This window comes from Mycolicibacterium moriokaense, assembly GCF_010726085.1.
Classification (GTDB): Bacteria; Actinomycetota; Actinomycetes; order Mycobacteriales; family Mycobacteriaceae; genus Mycobacterium; species Mycobacterium moriokaense.
The window spans coordinates 5,102,315-5,122,865 of sequence record NZ_AP022560.1; the positions used below are offsets into that span (position 1 = coordinate 5,102,315).

Annotated in this window: 16 protein-coding genes, 1 tRNA gene and 2 pseudogenes; 8 read left to right on the forward strand and 11 right to left on the reverse strand. The window is 62.7% G+C overall.

Annotation, left to right across the window (positions count from 1 at the left end):
- Positions 1–40: 40 nt before the first annotated feature.
- Genes G6N43_RS24850 through G6N43_RS24860 form a run of 3 tightly spaced genes read right to left on the reverse strand, consistent with a single transcriptional unit; the run spans position 41 to position 6,312 of the window.
- Positions 41–2,998 carry an MMPL/RND family transporter gene (locus G6N43_RS24850; protein WP_083156957.1) on the reverse strand — a complete coding sequence of 986 codons (2,958 nt, stop codon included), beginning with the start codon at positions 2,996–2,998 and terminating at the stop codon, positions 41–43.
- A 9-nt stretch (positions 2,999–3,007) separates the two neighbouring features.
- The gene (locus G6N43_RS24855; RefSeq protein WP_083156956.1) at positions 3,008–5,884 is read right to left on the reverse strand and encodes an MMPL/RND family transporter; all 2,877 of its coding nucleotides are present in this window, start codon (positions 5,882–5,884) and stop codon (positions 3,008–3,010) included.
- On the reverse strand, positions 5,881–6,312 hold the full coding sequence (locus tag G6N43_RS24860; RefSeq protein WP_083156955.1) for an MmpS family transport accessory protein: 432 nt from the start codon (positions 6,310–6,312) through the stop codon (positions 5,881–5,883). The genes G6N43_RS24855 and G6N43_RS24860 overlap by 4 nt, the downstream gene beginning before the upstream one ends.
- Before the next feature lie 616 nt (positions 6,313–6,928).
- Between G6N43_RS24860 and G6N43_RS24865 the strand changes: the two genes are divergently transcribed.
- A complete protein-coding gene (locus G6N43_RS24865) occupies positions 6,929–7,267 on the forward strand; it encodes a hemophore-related protein (RefSeq protein WP_083156954.1) in 339 nt (112 codons plus the stop codon).
- 181 nt (positions 7,268–7,448) lie between these two features.
- Here the strand turns inward: G6N43_RS24865 and G6N43_RS24870 are convergent, their stop codons facing one another.
- On the reverse strand, positions 7,449–8,234 hold the full coding sequence (locus G6N43_RS24870) for an alpha/beta fold hydrolase (protein ID WP_083156953.1): 786 nt from the start codon (positions 8,232–8,234) through the stop codon (positions 7,449–7,451).
- A 153-nt stretch (positions 8,235–8,387) separates the two neighbouring features.
- On the opposite strand from G6N43_RS24870, the pseudogene G6N43_RS24875 reads away from it, so the two are divergent.
- From G6N43_RS24875 to G6N43_RS24895, 5 genes and pseudogenes are all read left to right on the forward strand, one after another.
- A pseudogene (locus tag G6N43_RS24875) lies at positions 8,388–9,433 on the forward strand (acyltransferase family protein).
- Positions 9,434–9,496: 63 nt separating this feature from the next.
- Positions 9,497–10,801 (forward strand): sensor histidine kinase, encoded by a 1,305-nt coding sequence (locus tag G6N43_RS24880; RefSeq protein WP_083156952.1) that lies wholly within the window; start codon positions 9,497–9,499, stop codon positions 10,799–10,801.
- The gene (locus G6N43_RS24885; RefSeq protein WP_083156951.1) at positions 10,789–11,433 is read left to right on the forward strand and encodes a response regulator transcription factor; all 645 of its coding nucleotides are present in this window, start codon (positions 10,789–10,791) and stop codon (positions 11,431–11,433) included. Before G6N43_RS24880 ends, G6N43_RS24885 begins: the two co-directional genes overlap by 13 nt.
- Before the next feature lie 17 nt (positions 11,434–11,450).
- The gene (locus tag G6N43_RS24890) at positions 11,451–11,912 is read left to right on the forward strand and encodes a DUF6197 family protein (RefSeq protein WP_083156950.1); all 462 of its coding nucleotides are present in this window, start codon (positions 11,451–11,453) and stop codon (positions 11,910–11,912) included.
- On the forward strand, positions 11,909–12,379 hold the full coding sequence (locus tag G6N43_RS24895) for a hypothetical protein (protein ID WP_083156949.1): 471 nt from the start codon (positions 11,909–11,911) through the stop codon (positions 12,377–12,379). The genes G6N43_RS24890 and G6N43_RS24895 overlap by 4 nt, the downstream gene beginning before the upstream one ends.
- Before the next feature lie 49 nt (positions 12,380–12,428).
- Here the strand turns inward: G6N43_RS24895 and G6N43_RS24900 are convergent, their stop codons facing one another.
- Positions 12,429–12,587: a hypothetical protein gene (locus G6N43_RS24900; protein WP_163658196.1), complete on the reverse strand. Its 159-nt coding sequence runs from the start codon at positions 12,585–12,587 to the stop codon at positions 12,429–12,431.
- Between the two features lie 158 nt (positions 12,588–12,745).
- On the opposite strand from G6N43_RS24900, the gene G6N43_RS24905 reads away from it, so the two are divergent.
- Positions 12,746–12,892, forward strand: coding sequence for a hypothetical protein (locus G6N43_RS24905; RefSeq protein ID WP_163658198.1), 147 nt, complete (start codon positions 12,746–12,748; stop codon positions 12,890–12,892).
- A 214-nt stretch (positions 12,893–13,106) separates the two neighbouring features.
- On the opposite strand, the gene istB is transcribed toward G6N43_RS24905, so the two are convergent.
- From istB to G6N43_RS24920, 3 genes and pseudogenes are all read right to left on the reverse strand, one after another.
- Positions 13,107–13,919, reverse strand: a complete 813-nt coding sequence (istB, locus tag G6N43_RS24910; protein WP_179967918.1) for an IS21-like element helper ATPase IstB — start codon at positions 13,917–13,919, stop codon at positions 13,107–13,109.
- Positions 13,916–15,431 (reverse strand): annotated as a pseudogene (gene istA / locus G6N43_RS24915) (IS21 family transposase). The gene istB and the pseudogene istA overlap by 4 nt, the downstream one beginning before the upstream one ends.
- Before the next feature lie 203 nt (positions 15,432–15,634).
- Positions 15,635–15,895: a hypothetical protein gene (locus G6N43_RS24920; RefSeq protein WP_083154143.1), complete on the reverse strand. Its 261-nt coding sequence runs from the start codon at positions 15,893–15,895 to the stop codon at positions 15,635–15,637.
- Positions 15,896–15,914: 19 nt separating this feature from the next.
- Here G6N43_RS24920 and G6N43_RS24925 point away from each other — a divergent pair, with 19 nt between their 5' ends.
- Positions 15,915–16,130 carry a hypothetical protein gene (locus G6N43_RS24925; RefSeq protein WP_133056563.1) on the forward strand — a complete coding sequence of 72 codons (216 nt, stop codon included), beginning with the start codon at positions 15,915–15,917 and terminating at the stop codon, positions 16,128–16,130.
- A gap of 58 nt (positions 16,131–16,188) precedes the next feature.
- On the opposite strand, the gene G6N43_RS24930 is transcribed toward G6N43_RS24925, so the two are convergent.
- The 3 genes from G6N43_RS24930 to G6N43_RS24940 form a co-directional block, all read right to left on the reverse strand.
- Positions 16,189–16,262, reverse strand: a tRNA-Met gene (locus G6N43_RS24930).
- 63 nt (positions 16,263–16,325) lie between these two features.
- Positions 16,326–19,334 (reverse strand): UPF0182 family protein, encoded by a 3,009-nt coding sequence (locus G6N43_RS24935; RefSeq protein WP_083154147.1) that lies wholly within the window; start codon positions 19,332–19,334, stop codon positions 16,326–16,328.
- 81 nt (positions 19,335–19,415) lie between these two features.
- Positions 19,416–20,438, reverse strand: coding sequence for a YlbL family protein (locus G6N43_RS24940; RefSeq protein WP_083154150.1), 1,023 nt, complete (start codon positions 20,436–20,438; stop codon positions 19,416–19,418).
- Between the last annotated feature and the right edge of the window lie 113 nt (positions 20,439–20,551).

A 20,551-nucleotide genomic window follows, 5' to 3' on the forward strand; every position in this document is an offset into this window, starting at 1 on the left:
GTACTTTTAGGCGGACGCACCAAGGCGCCCATAGCGCACCTTAGACTGACGGCCTCGGGAACTCGGTGGTCGGCGCATCGTCGTCGTAGTCGTCGTACGCGGCACGCCCATCTCCCGAGAGCAATGCGCGCACCGCCGGACGGGTCCCCAGCGGTTCGAGCAGGAAACTGGCGGGGCGCGGGCGCACTCGTTGCGGCCACCAGAACCAGCGGCCGAGGAGTGCGGCGATGGAGGGCGTCATAAACGAACGCACAATCAGGGTGTCGAACATCAAGCCGAGCGCGATGGTGGTGCCGATCTGGCCGATGATGCGCAGATCGCTGACCACCATCGAAGCCATGGTCGCCGCGAACACCAGGCCGGCGGTCGTCACGACCTTGCCGGTACCGCCCATGGCGCGGATGATGCCGGTATTGAGGCCGGCCGCAATCTCCTCCTTCATCCGCGACACCAGCAACAGGTTGTAGTCGGATCCCACCGCCAACAAGATGATCACCGACATCGCCAGCACCATCCAGTGCAGGTGGATGCCGAGTATGTATTGCCAGACCAGCACGGACACACCAAACGAGGCCCCAAGCGAAAGCACCACTGTCCCGACGATCACCAGAGCGGCAATGAAGCTGCGCGTGATGATGAGCATGATGATGAAAACGAGGCAGATCGCGGCGACTCCGGCCAGCCATAGATCGTTTACGGAGCCGTCCTTCCAGTCCTTTGCGGTCGAAGCAGCGCCGGCCAAATAAACCTGCGCGCCTGCAAGTGGTGTCCCTTTCAGCGCCTCCTCGGCCGCCGTCTTGATTTGGTCAACGCGGGCGATGCCTTCTGGAGTCGCGGGGGCTCCGCGGTGCGAGATGATGAATCGTGCCGCCTTCCCGTCCGGCGAGAGGAAGGAGTCCATCGCCTTCCTGAAATCTTCGTTTTCGAAGACTTCCGGTGGCATGAAGAAGGAATCGTCATTATTGGCAGCGTCGAACGCCATGCCCATTGTGGAGAGGTATTTATTCGAGTAGTCCATCTGGTCGTAGAAACCAGTGGTCGTACTGTGCATGGTGAGGATCATGGTTCGCATGAACTTCATGATCGCTATGTTTTCCGGCATCACCGCTGCGATCTGCGGCAGCAGCACATCCATCTGGTCGAGATGGACGAGGAGTTCGTCGAATATGACGCTAATTCGGTCAACCCCATCGAGTGAGTCAAAGAAAGACCTTATTGACCAGCAGATCGGGATGTTGATGCAGTGCGGTTCCCAATACAGGTAGTTCCGAAGGGGACGCCAGAAATCGTCGAAATCGGCCATACTATCGCGCAAGTCGTCGAGAATTTTTTTCATCTCATGCGTCTGCACAACCGATTCATGAGTCAACGCGTTCATTTGCAGTATCAATGCGTACTGCGATTCCATGATTTTGATCATCTTGGCCATGTCGTCGGCTTGGACCAGCAAGTCACCCATGCGCTCGCTTTGGTATCTCATCACCGTCGACATGTTGGCGTTCTGCAAACTGAGCATGAACGGTATTGACGTGTTACCGATCGGCGTTCCCTCGGGCCGGGTGATGCCCTGCACACGAGAGATGCCCGGCACTCTGAAAACTGCCTTCGCGATTCTATTCAGCACCAAGAAATCTGCCGGATTCCGCATGTCTCGGTTGGACTCGATCATCAGAATGTCCGGCATCAACCGTGCCTGGGAAAAATGCCGTTCAGCGGCGGTGAAACCCTGATTTGCCGGGATCTTCCCGGGTACGTATTCGCGGTCGTTATAGCTCGTCTCGTATCCAGGCAAGGTGAGTAGACCGAGCAACGCAAGCGCCACCGAGCCAGCCAGGATGGGGGCGGGCCAGCGGACTACCGCCGTGCCGATGCCGCGCCATCGATGAACCGCCAGTTTGCGCTTCGGGTCCAACAACCCGAATCGACTACCCAGTGTTACGACCGCGGGACCCGCGGTCACCGCGACGGCGACTGCGACGAGCATGCCGATCGCGCAGGGAATACCCATGGTCTGGAAGTAGGGCAGCCGGGTAAAGCTCAGACAGAAGATCGCCCCCGCGATCGTCAAGCCGGATGCCAAGACGACGGGAGTGACACTGCGGTACATGGTGTAGTACGCGGTTTCCGGGTCCTCACCGACCTGACGCGCCTCCTGATATCGACCGAAAAAGAAGATTCCGTAGTCAGTACCGGCCGCGATGGCGAGGAAGACCAACATATTGACGGCGAACGTCGACAGTACAAACGCGTCATTGTGGCCGAGGAATGCAACGACTCCACGGGCAGTCGCTAGTTCCAGGAACACCGTGATCAACAGGAGAATCACGGTGACAATCGAACGATAGACAAAGAGCAGCACCGCGAAGATGATGACCACGGTCACCGCTGTGATCTTCAGGACGGATTGATCACCGGCGCGCTGCATGTCTGAAGCCAAAGGCGCGGCACCGGTTACATATACATCAAGTCCGGCCGGCGGTGGATTCCGATTCACGATCTCGCGGACCGCGTTCACTGATTCTTCACCCAGGGCTGTGCCTTGGTTGCCGACCAAACTCAGTTGGACGTATGTGGCTTTGTGATCCGGGCTCTCCACGCTCGATGACGTGAGTCGATCACCCCACAAGTCCTGCACATGCTCCACATGTTCCGAATCGTCTCGCAGCTGACGAACCAACTCGTCGTAATACTGATGCGCAGACTCGCCGAGTGACTCCTGTCCCTCCAGGACAATCATCGCCGAACTGTCCGAATCGGACTCCTGGAAGACGTGGCCCATGCGCGTCATGGCCTGTACCGACGGCGCATCCGCAGGCATTACCGAAACGGAGTGCTCCCGACCGACCTTTTCGAGCGCCGGAATCACCGAGCGCCAACTCCCCTCCACGGCTACCAAAGTGGAGATCAGAATCAGCGCCAACCACGCCAAGACGATCAGTGGCGCGAGCGCGCGTGTCATGCGCGCAATAACGGGACGCCGAGAACGTTGGTCGCTCATAGGCTTTCGCTAGTCCCTCAGCAACAAAGCACGAACCAACGGACGCGGGCCAACAGACCGAAGCATGTGGCTGGCCGGGCGGGATCGCACTGGTTGCGGCCACCAGAACCAACGTCCCAGCAAGGCGGCGGCCGAAGGTGTCATGAATGCGCGGACGACCATGGTGTCAAACAGCAGGCCCATCGCGATGGTCGTGCCGACCTGGCCGATCGTGAGCAGGTCGCTGACAAGCATCGATGCCATGGTCGCTGCGAATACCAGACCGGCCGCGGTCACGACTCGACCGGTTCCACCCATAGCTCGAATGATGCCCGTCTTCAGCCCCGCGCCGATCTCCTCTTTCATTCGCGATACCAACATCAGGTTGTAGTCCGACCCAACCGCCAGAAGGACGATCACGGACATCGCGACCACAACCCAGTGAATTTGGATGCCGAGCAGATGTTGCCAGACGAGGATAGACAACCCAAACGAAGCGCCCATCGAAATCACCACCGTGCCGACAATCACCAGCGCGGCGATAAAGCTTCGCGTCATGAGCAACATGATGATGAAGATGAGGCACAACGCGGCAACGCCCGCGATCAGGAGGTCGTATCGCGATCCGTCGACGAGGTCTTTCACCGTCGCCGCGGTACCCGCAAGGTAAACACTGCTGGTTTCCAGCGGAGTGCCTTTGAGCGCCTCCTCCGCCGCGGTTCTTATGGGATCAACCCGTGCCATGCCTTCGGGAGTCGCGGGATCACCACTCTGCGATATCAGCATTCGCGCAGATTTCCCATCCGGCGACATGAAAATATCCATGACACGTTTGAAATCCGCGTTTTCAAAAATTTCCGGCGGCAGATAGAAGGACTCGTCGTTCTTTGCCTGATTGAACGCCTTCGCCATCGCCGTGGCGTTTTCGCTGTTGTCCTGGAACGCGCCGATGGTGCCCGACATGGTGCTGTGCATGGTCAGCATCATGGTTCGCATGCTTTCCATGATGGGGATCATCGGTTCCAATTGGGCGACCATTTGCGGCAACAGCGCGTCCAATCGGTCGAGGTTCTGAACCAACTCCTCCATCTTCGCGGTGATCGTATCGACGCCGTCAAATGCGACAAATAGACTTCGGAGCGACCAGCAGATCGGGATATTGATGCAGTGCGGTTCCCAATGGAAATAATTGCGGATCGGGCGGAAGAAATCATCGAAGTCGGAGAGCGAATCCCTCAGCTCTCCTGTAACATCCTGTAGCTCATGCGTCGTTCCGACCATGTTATGGGTAACGGCGACCATCTGTTTCATTAGCGCCAGCATGCGCTTCATGATGTTAATCGACTGAGCCATCATATCGGCCTGCTTGAGCATGTCATCCATACGCAATTCCTGGAATGGCATGTTCAGAAGTTGGCTGGCGCTACCCACGCTGATCATGAACGGAATGGTTGTGCGGTCGATCTGGGTACCTTCTGGGCGCGTCACCGATTGAACCGTGGCAACGCCTTGGACGGCGAATACCGCCTTGGCCAGCTTATTCAAAATCAGCATGTCGGCAGGATTGCGCATGTCATGGTCACTTTGAAGTACCAGCAAATCCGGAACCGTTAATTTCGATTCTGGGAAATGGCGCGCAGCGGCCGCGTAACCCTCGTTGGCAGGGATATCTTGCGGAATGAACTTTTGGTCGTTGTAGCTCGGATGGTAACCCGGCAACGTCAATAGCCCGATAAGCGAAATAGCCAGTGTGGCGGCAAGAATAGGTGCCGGCCACCGAACTGTTGCGGTTCCGATGCGCTGCCAAGCGTGTGTCTTGATCCGCCGTTTTGGATCGAACATGCCAAAACGGGCGCCAGCCGCCATGATCGCGGGAACCAGGGTCAGCGCGACCGCGACGGCAACCAATATGCCGATTGCGCCCGGGACCCCCAGGGGCTGGAAGAAGGGCAATCGGGTGAAACTGAGGCATGCGATGGCCCCAGCGATCGTCACGCCCGAGGCCAAGACGACCTTGGCGACGCTCCGATAGGTGATGTAGTAGGAGTTTTCACGGTCCTCGCCCGCTTGGCGCGCCTCCTGATAGCGCCCAACGAAGAAAATTCCGTAGTCCGTTCCGGCCGCGATGCCGACGGACACCAGGAGATTGACGACAAAGGTAGTGAGACCGACAAGCCCGTGAAGGCCGAGGAATGCCACGATCCCGCGGGCTACCTGCAATTCGATCAAGACCGTCAGCAGAATCACGACTGTGGTGATGATGGATCGGAAGACGATCACCAGCATTATGAAGATCACTGCGAACGTGACCAGCGTGATCAGAATGATCGTCCTGTTACCGCTCACACCCATGTCCGCGACGATCGCCGCAGGACCGGTGACGTACGCCTGCACTCCGGGGGGCGCGGGCGTGTTCTTGACGATTCTCTGGAGTGCAGCTACCGATGCGTTGCCCTCGGGCGCTCCCGTGGCGCCCTTGAGGGAGACCTGTACGTATACAGCTTTTCCGTCGGTGCTCTGGGCAGCACCCGCGGTGAGTGGATCGCCCCAGAAATCCTCGACGTGCTGAACGTGCGCTGTGTCGGCTTCGAACTGATGAACCAGATTGTCGTAGTACTCATGAGCATCGGCGCCGAGAGGCTGCTGCCCCTCAATCACGATCACTGCCAGAGTTCCGACATTAGACCCCGAGAACGCCTGACCCATTCGCTGAGCGGCCTTGGTCGACGGCGCATCCTGGGCGATTAGCGGTACCGAATGCTCTCTCTCAACCTGCTCCAAGGACGGAACGAAGAGCGTCAAAACTACGGTGAGCGCCACCCACAGCAAGATGATGGGAACCGAAAGGCGATGGATCCAACGGGCTGCGAATGGGCGGCGTTCCTGTACCGCATGGCTGTTACTCATAGCGCCGTCACACTGCAGGAGGTGAAGGCCCTGAACGCGTCTTTGATCTTCTCTGCCCTAACAGTGTTGTCAACGAGGATGCGGCAACCAATGCTGTCGCCAGTGCCCTGCGCCATCACGCTGCCCACCGCCGTCGTGTTACCGAGAGGGAACTCCAACGACCAGGGCAGGGGAACATTCTCGACGAATGTGGGAATGGAGTTGACGTCGAAATAGCTGATATCGGCGACGCTTCCCGGCGATCCGAAGACCTCATATGTCACGTGTTTGGGGTTATAGGGCGCCTCGTCCTTTTGCGTGTCGGCGTAGGCAGGACGGTCGTCTGATCCGAAAATGCCGTGCAGGCGCGACACGGTGAACGCTCCGGCACCGGCGACCACCAGGACCACCAGCGGAATCCATATCCGCTTGAAAACCCTGAGAATCACAGACCCCCTCCAGCTCGCTCCACGCCCGGCACCATGTCGGCGACCATGCAACTACACATCAGCCGCGACACGCCAGTCGGCACCCCCTCGAATGCGGTGTCGCCGTCAGGGCGGGCGTCGTTACCGCAAACACGAGGACCTAGGCGAGCGCAAACCGGTCGTGACGAGTAAACCATGCCTGCGGCCTCCGTATCGGGTGGATCCCGACGCAAAATGGGATCGCAATGCGTAGCGCGAGCGTAGCGGTACGGTACGGATATTTCCCACCCGCCCGCAAATCATGAAGGTGAGCTGTTTACCCGCCACGGTGAGAGGTATTTTCCAACCTGCGCTCGGGGTAAACCATCGTCCGACCTGGGGTTCGAACGACCCACCCGGCCGGACTCCGCGCTGGGTCCAGTACCACCGAGCCCCGCTCACCGGGAAATAACGAGAACGTGACAGCGTCCTGAAGTAGATGTAACACGGGGGAAACCCCTGCCGATATGGCAGTTGCATCTCGTCGCCAGGTTTCAAAACGCCGGGATGAAGGTAGTCGTGCCGGTAGTGAACATTTGGCACAGGTACGTGCTGGGCAACTAGAGTTCGTAATAGTCGTGAGGGAGGAAGTTCACAAATGAAGAAAACGACATTCACCCGGTTGGCCGTGGCCGCCAGCGGTCTGGCCCTGTCGGTGACCGCCGGCGCAGGTATCGCTGCGGCGCAACCGAACATCGACGCGATGGTCAATTCAACCTGTACCTACGATCAGGCGATCAGGGCCGTGAACGCGGAGAACCCGATGGCAGCGCAGTACCTGGCCCAGTCGCCGCCGAACCAGGAGTTCGTGCGTGTGTTCCTCAGTTCTTCGAAGGATCAACGCATCTCGCTGCTCAACCAGATCAAGAACAATCCGGGTATCGACCAGGCCATCCCGGTCTTCACCCAGATGATGACCAGCTGCGTCAACTACTGAGCCCTACCGGGCTTGGGGACTGAAGCGTTGATCCGCGCGAAGGTCACTCGCCAGATTCCCTAGGCCGTCGGCTGCTCATTCGAGACGTTCCAACGCGGACACCCTCGCCGTTGAGGGTGTCCGCGTTCTCATTGAAAAGTGAAACTAGTTGCGCCACAACTAGTTCGACGCGCCTGCGCTATCAGGACGTCTGGGCAAAAAATTCCAGGATGGCCGCGTTCACGACATCCGGCCGTTCGAGGAATCCCAGATGGCCCGTGTCGGCGATCTCCAGAAAGCGTCCATTGGGCAGGGCAGCCGCCACCTCGGCGCCGAGGTGTGGAGGAATGACCAAATCATCGGCGAATCCGATCACCAGCACGGGTGTGGTGATCGCCCGGTACGCCTGCAGCCTATCTTTCACCGGCGCAACGTGATGCTGCGCGCGGACGCCAGGAGTTGACTCGATGGGCCAGAATGTGAATGTGTCGATCCAGTCCTCGACGAGTGCGTCATCATTCAAGGTTTTAGGTGAAAACCCTTCTAGTAGACGCAGTTTGGCCGCATAGCTCGACGGCAACTGGATGTCGGCATCGGAGAAATCCTGTTCGGCCGCGCGGAAGAACTCGCGCGCCCGATCATGGCGTCCGCGGGTGGCCATCAGCGCTGCCTGACGCACCAACTCAGGACGGGCGAGCATCAACTCCTGCGCGATGAACGACCCCATCGAGACGGTCACCAGTCGGACGGGCGCGAGGTCGAGACTCTCGATCAGCTCCGCGGTATCGGCCACCATCGTCGCCGTCGTGAAATCGCTCTCATTCGCGGTCGCGCCCACTCCCCTGTTGTCGAACGTCACGACCCGGTAGCCGGCGGCAAGAAACGCGGGCACCTGATGGATCAGCCATGTGCGCCCAGCACCCCCCTGGCCAGCAATGAACAACACCGGTTCCCCATGACCGCGGTCATCGAAGGCCAAGTTCGACACGCAGGGAAAGTACTACAGTCAGCAAACTCACGTCGGGCGCGCCTGGGGGTTAACCCCCCCAAAAGTCTCTGGCAAACCTCCCGGGTTTACCCCCGCGAAAATTCGGCCCTTTGCCGAGCCGTGTGCGTCGCGTCCCGGCTAGACTCCCTGCCCATGCAAAGTGCGCTCGGGCAGGTGTTCGATCCGCGCGAGAACGCACTCAACGCGTGGCGGCTCGTGTTGGCATCCGGCGTCATCCTGCAGCATTCGTGGCCGCTGACCGGTCGAGAACTGGCGACGCCGTTCACAGGGCTGCTCACGCAGGTATGGGTGGACGCGTTCTTCGTGGTGTCAGGGTTCCTGATCACGGGGTCGTGGTTGAACAACCCACGTTTGCGGGAGTACGCCGTGGCACGTGCCTTACGGATCTTTCCCGGCCTGTGGGTCTGCCTGCTGGTCATCGCTTTTGTACTGGCCCCGATCGGGGCCGCCCTATCCGGCGGATCGTTGCGACTGTCATCGCAGATCGCCTATGTGCTGAACAACGCGGTGCTCAACATCTAATACACGGGTATCGACGGGACGCCCATGGGCGTGCCGTGGCCGGGGGTGTGGGACGGCCCGCTGTGGACCTTGATCTTCGAGGTGATGTGCTACATCGGCGTCGCCCTGCTGGGCGTCGCCGGACTGCTGCGGTGGCGGTGGACGGTTCCCGTCGTGTTCGTCTTGGGCGTCGCCGGCTCGGCAGTTGTGGGCTATCCGGTGATGTCGGTGGAGACGATTCCGCAGATGATGTTGCGCTTCATCGTCGTGTTCTCCGCAGGGGCGCTGATTTACCAGTACCGTGACCGGATTCCGGCTCGCTGGTGGCTGGTGGCGGTGTGCGCGGGCCTCGTCGTGGTTCTCGGCCTGCTGCCGAACTACCGGGTGTACGCGGCATTGCCGCTGGCCTACGCGGTGACGTGTCCGGGGCGCTGTTGAAGCGGCCCCTGCTGCGCAACGACCTGTCGTATGGCATGTACATCTATGCCTGGCCGGTACAACAGCTTCTGGCCGCGGCGGGCCTGGTCTGGCTGGATCCCCGAGTGTTCTTCGTGGTGGCCACGCTGTGCACGGTGCCACTGGCGGCCGCATCGTGGTTTGTCGTGGAGCGGCAGGCGATGAAGTTGAAGCGGCGGTTGCGCCGGAGGGAGTTCGCGGAGTCCGCGCCCGGGGGTTAACCCCCCTCAACCTGGTTGGTAAACGCAGTGTTGCTGCTCCGCAGCTGTCCGTAACTTCGGGGTATGGTCACAATCGCGGATCACAAAGCTGAGCCGGAAACGGCAGACACGGACACTCCCACTCCGCCGACGCGGCGTCACATCGGTTTTGCGCCCAGCGCGTCGATGATCGCCGGTGCGGCGATTGGTGTCGTGTGGGTGTGGGTGCCGATCATGATCGTGATCTTCGGCATCTCGGCACTTCCCACGATCATCGGGTTCGCGGTTGCCCTCGTCATGTTTGTGTACCTGATGCGCGGCGTCGAATGGCTCGAGCGCGTGCGCAGCGAGGCCGTCTTCGGCATGGGTCTGGCGGTGCCGCCCCGCAAGATCTCTCCTAAAACCGGCTTTTCCCGCTGGCTCCACCAACTCTGGCTGGACCTCAACAGCACCCGGTTCTGGAAGGGCTGCACGCATCACTTCATTCGGCTGGCCTACGACATGGCGGCCGTTGGGCTGGCTTTCGCTCTGCTGGCATTCGCCTTCTTCGCCCCGGCCGGGGCGTTCGCGATCAGCCGCAGCGGCCCCAACGCCGGGGTGATATTCCTCCCGCCGATGTTGGCGTGGCCGCTGGCCATCATCGCGTTCGCAATCGCCGCCGCAATCATCGTGTTCGCACCCATACTCGACGCGAAGATCGACAGCTGGCTGCTCGCGCCGTCGCCGACCGCGATTCTGAAACACGAGATGAACGCGCTGGCCGACGCGAGGTTGGGCGCCTTGACCTCGGCGCAGACCGAGCGTTACCGCATCGAACGCGACCTGCACGACAGCGTCCAGCCGCGTCTCGTGTCGCTGGCGATGACGATCGGCCTCGCACAGACCAAATTCGACACCGACCCCGCCGCCGCCAAGGAGCTGATCGCCGAGGCCCACGAGGACGCGAAAACCGCTCTGCTAGAACTGCGCAACGTCGTGCGCGGTATCGCGCCGACGATCCTCGCGGACCGGGGCCTGGACGCCGCACTCTCGTCGGTGGTGCAGCGCTCCGCCGTTCCGACGCTGCTGAATGTCGACCTCCCCCGTCGGATCCCCGAGGAGACCGAGTCGGTCGCGTACTTCATCGTCGCGGAGGCACTGACCAACGTCGCCAAGCACGCGCAGGCGTCGCGGGCTGTCGTCACCGTACGACTCGACGAGGTCGAAAACGTGCTCCACGTCTCGGTATTCGACGATGGCCACGGCGGCGCGAAGATCACCGACAGCGAAACCGCCACCGGATTGCGCGGATTGGCCGAACGGGTGCGCGCTGCTCGCGGCACGTTCACGGTTTCCAGCCCCTACACCGGTTCTACGACCATCACAGCGGAGCTTCCATGCGCATTGTGATCGCCGAAGATTCGGCGCTGCTGCGCGCAGGTATCGAACGCATCCTGACCGACGCCGGCCACGACGTGGTCGGCAGCGTGCCGGATGCGACGAACCTGCTGCGCCTGGTCAACGAGACCCGCCCGGATCTGGTGATCGTCGATGTCAGGATGCCGCCGACCTTCACCGATGAGGGAATCCGCTGCGCGGCCCTGCTGCGCAGTCAGAATCCCGAGTCGCCCGTACTGGTGTTGTCGCACTACGTCGAGGAGCGCTACGCCTCGGACCTCATCACCTCGGACACCCGCGGTTTCGGGTACCTGCTGAAGGACCGCGTCGCGGACGTACCGGCGTTTCTGGACGCGGTCAACGTCGTCGGCGGGGGCGGGACGCTGCTCGACCCCGAAGTCGTGTCTCAGATCCTCGCGCGGTCGCATCGCCGCAGCGCGCTCGACCAGCTCACTACTCGCGAGAGCGAGGTACTGCAACTGATGGCGGAAGGCAGGACCAACTCGGCGATCGCCTCGACACTGCACATGTCGACCGGATCCGCGGAGAAGCACATCGCCTCCATCTTCGCGAAACTCGGCCTGGTGCAAGACGACACCGAAAACCGCCGAGTCCTCGCCGTTCTGCGCTACCTCGAGTCGTGATCGAAAGGAATGAAGTCATGACGAACATGAAGTCCGACCGCGAGGTGATCGAGGCCGCCCTTGCGCTCATCGAGGCCGACAACGGGTGGACCCAGGGCACTTACTGGCGCGACGCCGACGGCTACGAGCTGCTGCCGTCCGTCGAGGTCCCGGGCGAATGGGTGCGAGTGCGCACCGAGCACGTCGGCGAGGGAGGCTATCGCGCGCACACCGATGCCGGTTCGACACCGTGCAGCTTCTGTCTCCAGGGAGCGCTGCGCATGGCCGCCGGCTGCTGGGGTTTCGGGCAGCCCACTCCGGGACATGAGCAGGTCGAGCGGCTGGAGGGCCTGCTGCTGCAGATGGCCAACTCGGTGGCCGCGCCGGGCTGGATCAGCCTGCCCGCCTTCAATGACGACGCTCGGACCACCCATGCCGACGCGATCCTGGTGCTCAAGCATGCCGCCGCACACCTCGAGGCGCAGGAGCGGCAGCCGTGAGCAAGGTCGACGTCGCCGAACGACCGCCCGAATTGAAGGGCGGTCACCGCACGATGATGCGGTTCGCACTCGTGCTCATCGCTGTATTGGTGTCCATCGGCAGCTTGATCAGCCTCTGCGTTATCGCTTTCGGGGTGAGCAGCATTCGCGTCGTCACGGACACGCAGGCGCTGCCGACCACGACGCGGGTGTTGGACATCAACACTGGCGACGTGCCGGTAGATGTCCGCCTCGTCACCGACGCCGATGTCAAGGAGCCCCGCGTCGACCTGCGTTTGGTCACGCGTGGTGACGGCACGCACCTGGCTGTCGCCGAGAACGCTGCCGACAGCCGAGTCACGCTCAGCGACAGCGGCTCCGGGTTCCTGTGGTTCAATCGCACCGGCGAGATCAAGGTGGTCCTTCCGCCTGATCTTGCGCAGGGTATGAGCGTGACGGTCAACAACCAGGCCCGCTCGATAGCCTGATTCCCCGAAATAGCCTGTAGCTCAGGGTATTTAATCCACCAGCCCAGCCTCAGCGCGCGTCGGCCCACACGTCGGCGCGGTGTACCGGCAGACCGTGGCCGGGCAGTAGGTGCTCGACGGGCAACGCGCGCAAGCGCTCTTCACTGCGCGTCGCGGCGGCGTTATCGACGGTCTCCGGGATGAACCACGCCTGGCCGCCTGCACTCAATACCGCGTCGCCCGAGATGAGGGTCCCGCTGTCGGCATGCCAGAAGGCGGTCGAACCGTCCGATCGGTGGGCGCATCGGGATCGCGCCGCGAGCAATAGTTGACGTACCAATCGGGCTTCGAATTTGGCGGAGCCCTCCAATTCGAAAGGTACGAACGATGAAAAACGCAAAGAACGGCACTCAGACGGTCAAGGTCGGCAGGCTGACCATCGCCAGCCCCGCAGGGCGACCGGCCCCCGATGCCTACTGCGTCGTCAAGGCCAGCGCCGTTGTCTGCGTCCCCTGCTTTGGACTGGTGGCGTAGGCGACGTGGCGCTTGAAGGTCAACTTGCAGAGGCGTTGGCATTCAACGCCCCATCTGTCATCGATCGACCCGTCAAGAACCGGGTCACCAGCGACTCGGCTTTCGCAGAACGGTTTTTCACTGAAGCAACGAAGTACCTCGTGCTGTGTGTCAATGGCCAACTCGATGTCCCCGCTGGTGGCCGGATAAAAGTCCCCACCCCGTGCGGTGATTCCTAGGTTGTGGTGGCGTTCTCCTTTCGGTGTTGGGCGTCTTTCATGCGGTAGGACTGGCCGTCGGTGATGACGACGGTGGCGTGGTGCAGGAGCCGGTCGAGGATGCTGACCGCGGTGGTCTGCTCGGGCAGGAACCGTCCCCATTGTTCGAAGGGCCAGTGCGACCCGATGGCCAAGGAGCGGCGTTCGTAGGCGCCGGCGACGAGCCGGAACAACAGCTGGGTGCCGGTGTCATCCAGTGGTGCGAAGCCGAGCTCGTCGAGAATGATGAGGTCGACTCGCAGCAGCGATTCGATGATCTTGCCGACGGTGTTGTCGGCCATCCCGCGGTAGAGCGTCTCCACGAGGTCGGCGGCGGCGAAGTAACGCACCTTGAGGCCGGCGTGGATCGCCGCGGTCCCCAACCCGATCAACGTGTGGCTCTTGCCGGTCCCGGCGGGGCCGATGATCGCCAGGTTCCGTTGTGCGCGTATCCATTCCAGACTTGACAGGTAGTCGAACACCTTCGGTTGGATCGACGATGTGGCCACATCGAAGCTCTCCAATGTCTTGGGCACGGGGAACGCGGCGGCCTTGAGCCGGTTGACGACGTTGGAAGCATCCCGAGCGGCCAGCTCGGTCTCCACCAGGGTCCGCAGCACCTCTTCAGGGGTCCAGCGTTGGGTCTTGGCGGTGATCAACACCTCCGGTGCCGTCCGCCGGATCGCCGCCAGCTTCAACCGCCGCAGCCCGGCATCCAGATCGGCATCCAATGGTGGAACCGACGGGGGTGCAATGGTTTTGGTATCGGTCAACGGTGCTGTCTTGGTCACGACATCACCTCACCGTCAGCGACGGGTGCGACCCGGTAGGCCTCCAGAGACCGGGTCGGGGCGACCGGCAGGTCCAGGATCAACGCATCCCCGGCTTCGCGTGGCTGCGGGGCGCCGGTGCCGGCGGCCAGGATGGAGCGCACGTCGGCGGCGCGGAACCGCCGGAACGCCACCGCCCGGTGCAGTGCCGCCACCAATTGCCGCTCACCGTGGGCGGCGCCCAGGGCGAGCAGGATCTCCAGCTCCGAGGCCAGTCGGGTGTTGCCGATCGCCGCAGCGCCGACCAGGAACGCCTGCGCGTCTTCACCGAGGTCGCAGAACTGCTTCTCCACGGTGGTCTTGGGCCGTGGTCCGCGGTTCGGTGCCGGCCGCGGTCCGTCGTAATGCTCGTCGAGGATTGAGGCGCCACCGGGTGCGATGAGTTCGTGTTCGGCCACGACCACCCCGGTGGCCGGCTCGAGCAGGCACACCGCGCCGTGATCGACCACGACGGCCACGCTGGTCCCGATCAGCCGGGTCGGTACCGAGTAGCGGGCCGACCCGTATCGCACACGACAACCGGTCGACCTTACGGAGCACCGAGGGTGCACCGATCTGCAAGCGTAGCGATGGGAGTGGTTGTAGCAGTTCACGTTCGGTTACCAGTCGGTCGTCGGGGATCGCTTGGATCTCCGAATGCGCCGTGGCGTTGACCTCGGCGCACCAGGCGGCCGCGGCGGCATTGGCCGACCGGAGGTCGACCGCCACACCGTCGACGGCGGCCTGGGTCAGCAGCGGCACGGCCAGGTCGCGTTGGGCGTAGCCGCACAGGTTCTCCACAATGCCCTTGGACTGCGGGTCGCCTGCATGGCAGAAGTCCGGCGCGAACCCGTAGTGCGTCGCGAAGCGGACGTAGCCCGGGGTCGGGACGACCACGTTCGCGACCACCCCGCCCTTGAGGCAGGCCATCCGGTCGGCCAGCACCCGCGCCGGAACGCCGCCGATGACGCCCATGGCTTCGGCGATCAACGCCAGCGTGGTGGAGGCTTTCTGGTCGGTGGCGAACCGCACGAAGCGCCACCGGGAGAACGCCAGCACCGCGCAGAACAAGAACAGCCCCGGCGCGGCCTGGGCCCAATCGATCACCAGATACTCTCCCGGCGCCCACACTGCCGGGCGGCGGCCACGGTGATTGTTACTGCGCCACAACGCTTTCGTCTCAGCGACCAGGCGCCGGAAATTACGCGGCGAGCCCTGGTAGCCGGCGGTGCGGGCGATCGGCAGCAGCCGTTTGGCCGAGATCCGACCCTGGGACTTCTCGACACGTTCAGCGACCAGATCGGCCACCGCATCGTAGTTGTGGACACGCTCGGCTCGCGGCACCGGCAGCACGCCGGCCTGGTCGGCCTCGAACTTGGCCACGACACGTCTGACGGTCTTATGGGTGGTGCCGCACGCATCGGCGGCAGCCCGGTACGACCCGAGCTGTTGATAGGCAGAAATAATGTCCATGCGGTCCTTCGCAGACTTCAATGGAACTCCCCGGTGGTGGTGGCGATTGGTTGGCGCCTTCACCGTCACCATCGGGGCCCGCAGTTCCTGATCGACACGACGAACACGAGGTGGGGACTTTTATCTGGCCACCAACGGGGACCTCCACTTGGCCACCAGTGGGGACTTTTTCATGGCCACGGACACTGTGCGCGGCGACGCCTGGCGTGTCGTTTGGCATGTGTTCAGCAATGGTGGACGAAGCCTGGCACGCATTCGTCCTCTTCACCGCCGAGTACGCGGAGTTCGGTCAGCGCTACTTCGGACAGTACGTTCACCATGCGCCCGTAAGCGATCACGGTGGCGGCGAGGGAAAGGCGGAGGGCGATCGGCCCCAAAATACGGCTTCCTTCAACGATTTTCGTCAACGGTATGAGGAGCTGTACGGCCACCCCCTGCCGGACGTCTGGTACGACGGAAACAACGTCGCAGCGAGCAGCCGTCATCAACGAGAGGACGGGGAGTTTGACCGTCCGCGTGGACGACGGCACCGTTCACCTGGTGGACGACTCCGAAGGAATCGTGCTCTCCGTCAACGACGTGGCGCTTGAGGCCATCGATTTCATCGCTCGGGTGGACGGCTTCTACGTGCGCGAGCTACCCGGCGGCGTCACCACAGAAGAGAAGATCGGCGTGATCCAGCCGCTGATCCGGCTGGGCGTGCTGCGCCTGGCACCCTAACGTGCCACGCATATGAGAAATGGCCCCCGGAGCTTCCTCCGAGGGCCATTTCACCTAGTAGCGGGGACAGGATTCGAACCTGCGACCTCTGGGTTATGAGCCCAGCGAGCTACCGAGCTGCTCCACCCCGCGTCGGGTAAACGCAAGGTTACCGAAGGCGCAGGTGCAGCTCCAAATCGAGTGCTCAGCCGCCCGCTAGCGCGTCGACTGGTACTTCTTCACCGCGTCGTCGAGCCGCTGCAGGGCCTGACCGAACTCGGCGAAGTTGCCACTCGTCTGTGCCGCCTGCAGCGCGTCCAGCGCCGTGTTGACGTCTTGCAGCGCTGCGGCTTTGGCAGCCGACAACTGCACCGGCCCGCCCGGCGGGACGGCTGCGGGCACCTGCGCATCCGGTGTTCGCTGATTGCCGGGCGGGGGCGTAGCCGGTGGCTGGCCGTCGGACGGTGTGGCCTGCGGCTGCCCATTGGTCACCGGGCCCGTCGGCGCCGGACCGGTGGCGGTGGCGTCCGCGCCCGGCCCGAACAGCTCGGTGAGCGCGTCGCGCACCGTCGGCCCATAGCCGACCTTGTCGTTGTACATCATCGCGACCCGGATCAGGCGGGGGTACGTCGACGCCGCGTCGCTGGTGCCCGGTGACGCGTACACGGGTGCCACGTACAGCAGGCCGCCCTGAGCGACCGGCAGCGTGAGCAGATTGCCCCACCGGATGCGGTTCTGATTGTCACGGCCGATGACACCGAGGTCCTGGCTTACCGCGGTGTCGGTACTGATCGCGTTGAACGCCAGCTTCGGACCGTTGACCTGACCGGGAATGGTCAACACCGTGATCTTGCCGTAGGTCGCAGGATCGGAGCTCGCACTGATGTACGCGGCGAGGAAGTCGCGGCGGAACCGGTTCATCGCACTGGTCAGCTGGAACGACGCTGAGCTGTCGTTGCGGGCAAGGTCTTTGGCGACGATGTAATACGGCGGCTGATAGCTGCTCGCGGTCGGGTTCGGGTCGAGCGGCACATCCCAGAAGTCCGACGTCGAGAAGAACGTCACGGGATCGTCGACGTGGTACTTGGCCAAGAGCGCACGCTGAACCTTGAACAAATCCTCGGGATACCGCAGGTGCTGTTGCAGTTCAGGGGTGATCTCGCTCTTGGGCTTGACCGTGTCCGGGAACACCTTCATCCACGCCTGCAGCACCGGATCCTGCTCGTCCTGCGCATACAGCGTCACCGTGCCGTCGTACGCGTCGACCGTCGCCTTGACCGAGTTGCGGATGTACGACACCTGCTTGTCGATCTGCAGTCGGTTGGCGGCCACCTCGGTGGAATCCGCCGTGGCACTGGACAGCGTCGTCAGCTGTGAGTACGGGTAGTTGTCCAGCGTGGTGTAGCCGTCCACAATCCACACCATCCGCTTGTTCACGATGGCTGGATAAACGGTCGTGTCGGTGGTCAGCCACGGCGCAGCGGCCTCGACGCGCTCAGCCGGGTCACGATTGAACAGGATCTTGCTGTTCGGGCCGATCACGTTGGAGAACAAGAAGTTCCGCTCGGCGAACTTGGCCGCGAACACCGAGCGCGCCAGCCAACTGCCGACGGGCACGCCGCCGCGACCGCTGTAGGTGTAGTTCTTGGTCTCGGTGTTGGTTTCGTAGTCGTACTCGCGGTCGACGTCGCCGTTCTTGCCCACGATCGCGTAGTCGGCCGCCGTGTTCGCGATCACCGGGCCGAAGTAGATCCGCGGCTGGTCCAGCGGAGCCGGCCCCGGCGAGATGACGCTGCCGTTGGCGCCGACGACGCTCGCCAGAAACTCTGGATAGCCGCCGTTCTGGTTGGGGTCGTTGGCGACGCCGCGGACGGTGTTGGCCGGCGAGGCGATGAAACCGTTGCCGTGCGTGTAGACGGTGTGCCGGTTGATCCAGTCGCGCTGGTTGTCGATCAGCCGGTCGGGGTTGAGTTCGCGGGCAGCGACGACGTAGTCACGCAGATTTCCGTCGCGCGCCGTATAGCGGTCCATCGCCAGGTGATCCGGGAAGTAGTAGAAGTTCTTGCCCTGCTGGAACTGGGTGAACGCCGGGCTGACGATCGTGGGGTCGAGCAACCGGATGTTCGACGTCGTAGCCCGGTCATCGGCCACCTGCTGGGCCGTGGTCTGCGCATCCCCGCTGTAATCGCGGTAGGTGACCGTTTCATCGGTCAACCCGTAGGCCTGTCTGGTGGCCGTAATGCTTCTGCTGATGTATTCGCTTTCCTTCTGCGCCGCGTTCGGCTTGACGCTGAACTGCTCGACCACCAGCGGCCACCCGGCGCCGATCACCAACGACGACAACAGCAACAGCACGACACCGATTGCGGGGATTCGCAAGTCGCGCAACACGATCGCGGAGAAGACGGCCACCGCGCAGATGACCGCGATGGCCATCAGGATCAGCTTCGCGGGTAGGACCGCGTTGATATCCGTATAGCCAGCGCCTGTGAACGGCTTGCCACCGCGGGTGTGGCTCAACAGTTCGTAGCGGTCAAACCAGTACGCAACGGCCTTGAGCAGCATCAGGATGCCGACCAGGGTGATCAGCTGGATGCGCGCCGCACGGCTCAGCGCACCGGTGCGACCCGACAACCGGATACCCCCGAAAAGGTAGTGGCCCAACAGGTTCGCGATGAACGCCAGGAATGTCGCGACGAACAGGAAGCTCAGCACCAGCCGGTAGAACGGCAGATCGAACGCGTAGAAGCCGAGATCCTTGCCGAATTGCGGGTCGTTGATGCCAAAGCTGCCGCCGTGAAGGAACAGCTGGATGCGGGCCCAGTAGCTTTGCGCCACAATCCCGGCCAGGAACCCGATGAAGGCCGGAACGCCGATGCCGATGAGCCGCAACCGGGTCATCACCGCGGTGCGGTACCGCGCGACCGGGTCGTTGGGGCCGTTGGTGGGGACGAAGACGGGGCGGGTGCGGTAGGCCAGCGCCAGCCCGGTGAAGACGATCGCGCCGATCACCACCGCGGCAACAAGGAAGACCACGAGGCGGGTGACCAGCTGGGTGGTGAATACCGAGCGGTATCCGAGCTCGCCGTACCACAGCCAGTCGACGTAGGTGTCGATCAGACGTGGCCCGACCAATAGAAGCAAGACGAATACCGCGGCGACCGCGATGAGTACTCGGCTACGTCTGGTCAGCTTCGGCATTCTTGCCGCGGGCCGCATACCCACTCGTCAACTCCAGTTTCTAACCGTTGGCATACGTCTTCATCGACGTGCCATAACTCTACGCATGCGAACAGAGAGGTCGATCTAGCAATGGGGCCGTTCGCCACCGGCGGACAACGTCTTGAGGGCGGCCACGGCCTGATCGAGGGTCTCGACACGGACCAGCTCCAGCCCGTCCTCGTTGGCCGACTTGGCTTCCTCGCAGTTCTCGGCGGGGACCAGGAAGATCGTGGCACCGGCGTCCTTGGCCGCCAGCATCTTGTGCGTGATGCCGCCGATCGGGCCGACCTCGCCGTCTCCGGTGATGGTGCCGGTGCCCGCGACGAACTTGCCGTCATTGAGGTCACCGGTGGTGAGTTTGTCGACGACCGCGAGGCTGAACATCAACCCGGCGGACGGGCCACCGATGTTGGCGAGGTTGAAGTCGACGGTGAACGGTGCCCACGGCGCGTCGAGCACCCCGATGCCGAGGAAACCCTGATCGCGGTCGGGGTGCTTACCCATCGTGATGGTGGCGGCACCCAGGTCACCGTTCTTGCGTCGGTAGTCCAGCACCACCGTGTCGCCCGGTTTGGTCTCCTTGATCAGGGCCTGAAACTCGTCGAGGTTGGTCACGGGCTTGCCGTTGACGTATTCGATCGCATCGCCGTCCTCGAGCTTGCCCGCCGACGGACCGTCCTCGTTGACCGACTTGACGGTGACGGTGAGCGGGTATTTCAGGTAGAGCAGGGCGGCGTATTCGGCGCTGTCCTCGGACTTTCGGAAGTCGGTGTTGTTGGCCTCGTCGATCTCGTCCTTCGTCTTGTCCGGCGGGTAGACCAGGTCACGAGGCACCAGCTGTTCGCGACCCGACATCCACAGCGCCAGCGCCTGCCCGAGCGTCAGCCCGTCACGCTGCGACACCGTGGTCATGTTCAGATGCCCCGACGTGGGGTGGACCTCGGTGCCCTCGATGTCGACGACCGGCTTGCCATCGACCTCACCGAGGGTGTCGAACGTCGGCCCGGGCCCCAGCGCGACGAACGGCACCGTCACCACCGACAGCACGACTCCGAACGCGACGATCGGGATGAGCGCGACGAGCAACGTCAAAATGCGCCTGTTCACGCCGCCCAATGTAGAGGTTGGCGCTCGAGTGGCTGCGATCACGATCTCTGTTGGCGAAATCCGGGCAGGCCTGTGAGGTGGCTCGATGGATGCCCGCGGCCGCGAAATCGGGG

Coding starts and splice junctions, on each gene's coding strand:
- G6N43_RS24850 (WP_083156957.1), bottom strand. CDS start 2,998: ATGAGCGACCAACGTTCTCGGCGTCCCGTTATTGCGCGCATGACACGC.
- G6N43_RS24855 (WP_083156956.1), bottom strand. CDS start 5,884: ATGAGTAACAGCCATGCGGTACAGGAACGCCGCCCATTCGCAGCCCGT.
- G6N43_RS24865 (WP_083156954.1), top strand. CDS start 6,929: ATGAAGAAAACGACATTCACCCGGTTGGCCGTGGCCGCCAGCGGTCTG.
- G6N43_RS24880 (WP_083156952.1), top strand. CDS start 9,497: ATGGTCACAATCGCGGATCACAAAGCTGAGCCGGAAACGGCAGACACG.
- G6N43_RS24885 (WP_083156951.1), top strand. CDS start 10,789: ATGCGCATTGTGATCGCCGAAGATTCGGCGCTGCTGCGCGCAGGTATC.
- G6N43_RS24890 (WP_083156950.1), top strand. CDS start 11,451: ATGACGAACATGAAGTCCGACCGCGAGGTGATCGAGGCCGCCCTTGCG.
- G6N43_RS24905 (WP_163658198.1), top strand. CDS start 12,746: ATGAAAAACGCAAAGAACGGCACTCAGACGGTCAAGGTCGGCAGGCTG.
- G6N43_RS24920 (WP_083154143.1), bottom strand. CDS start 15,895: ATGACGGCTGCTCGCTGCGACGTTGTTTCCGTCGTACCAGACGTCCGG.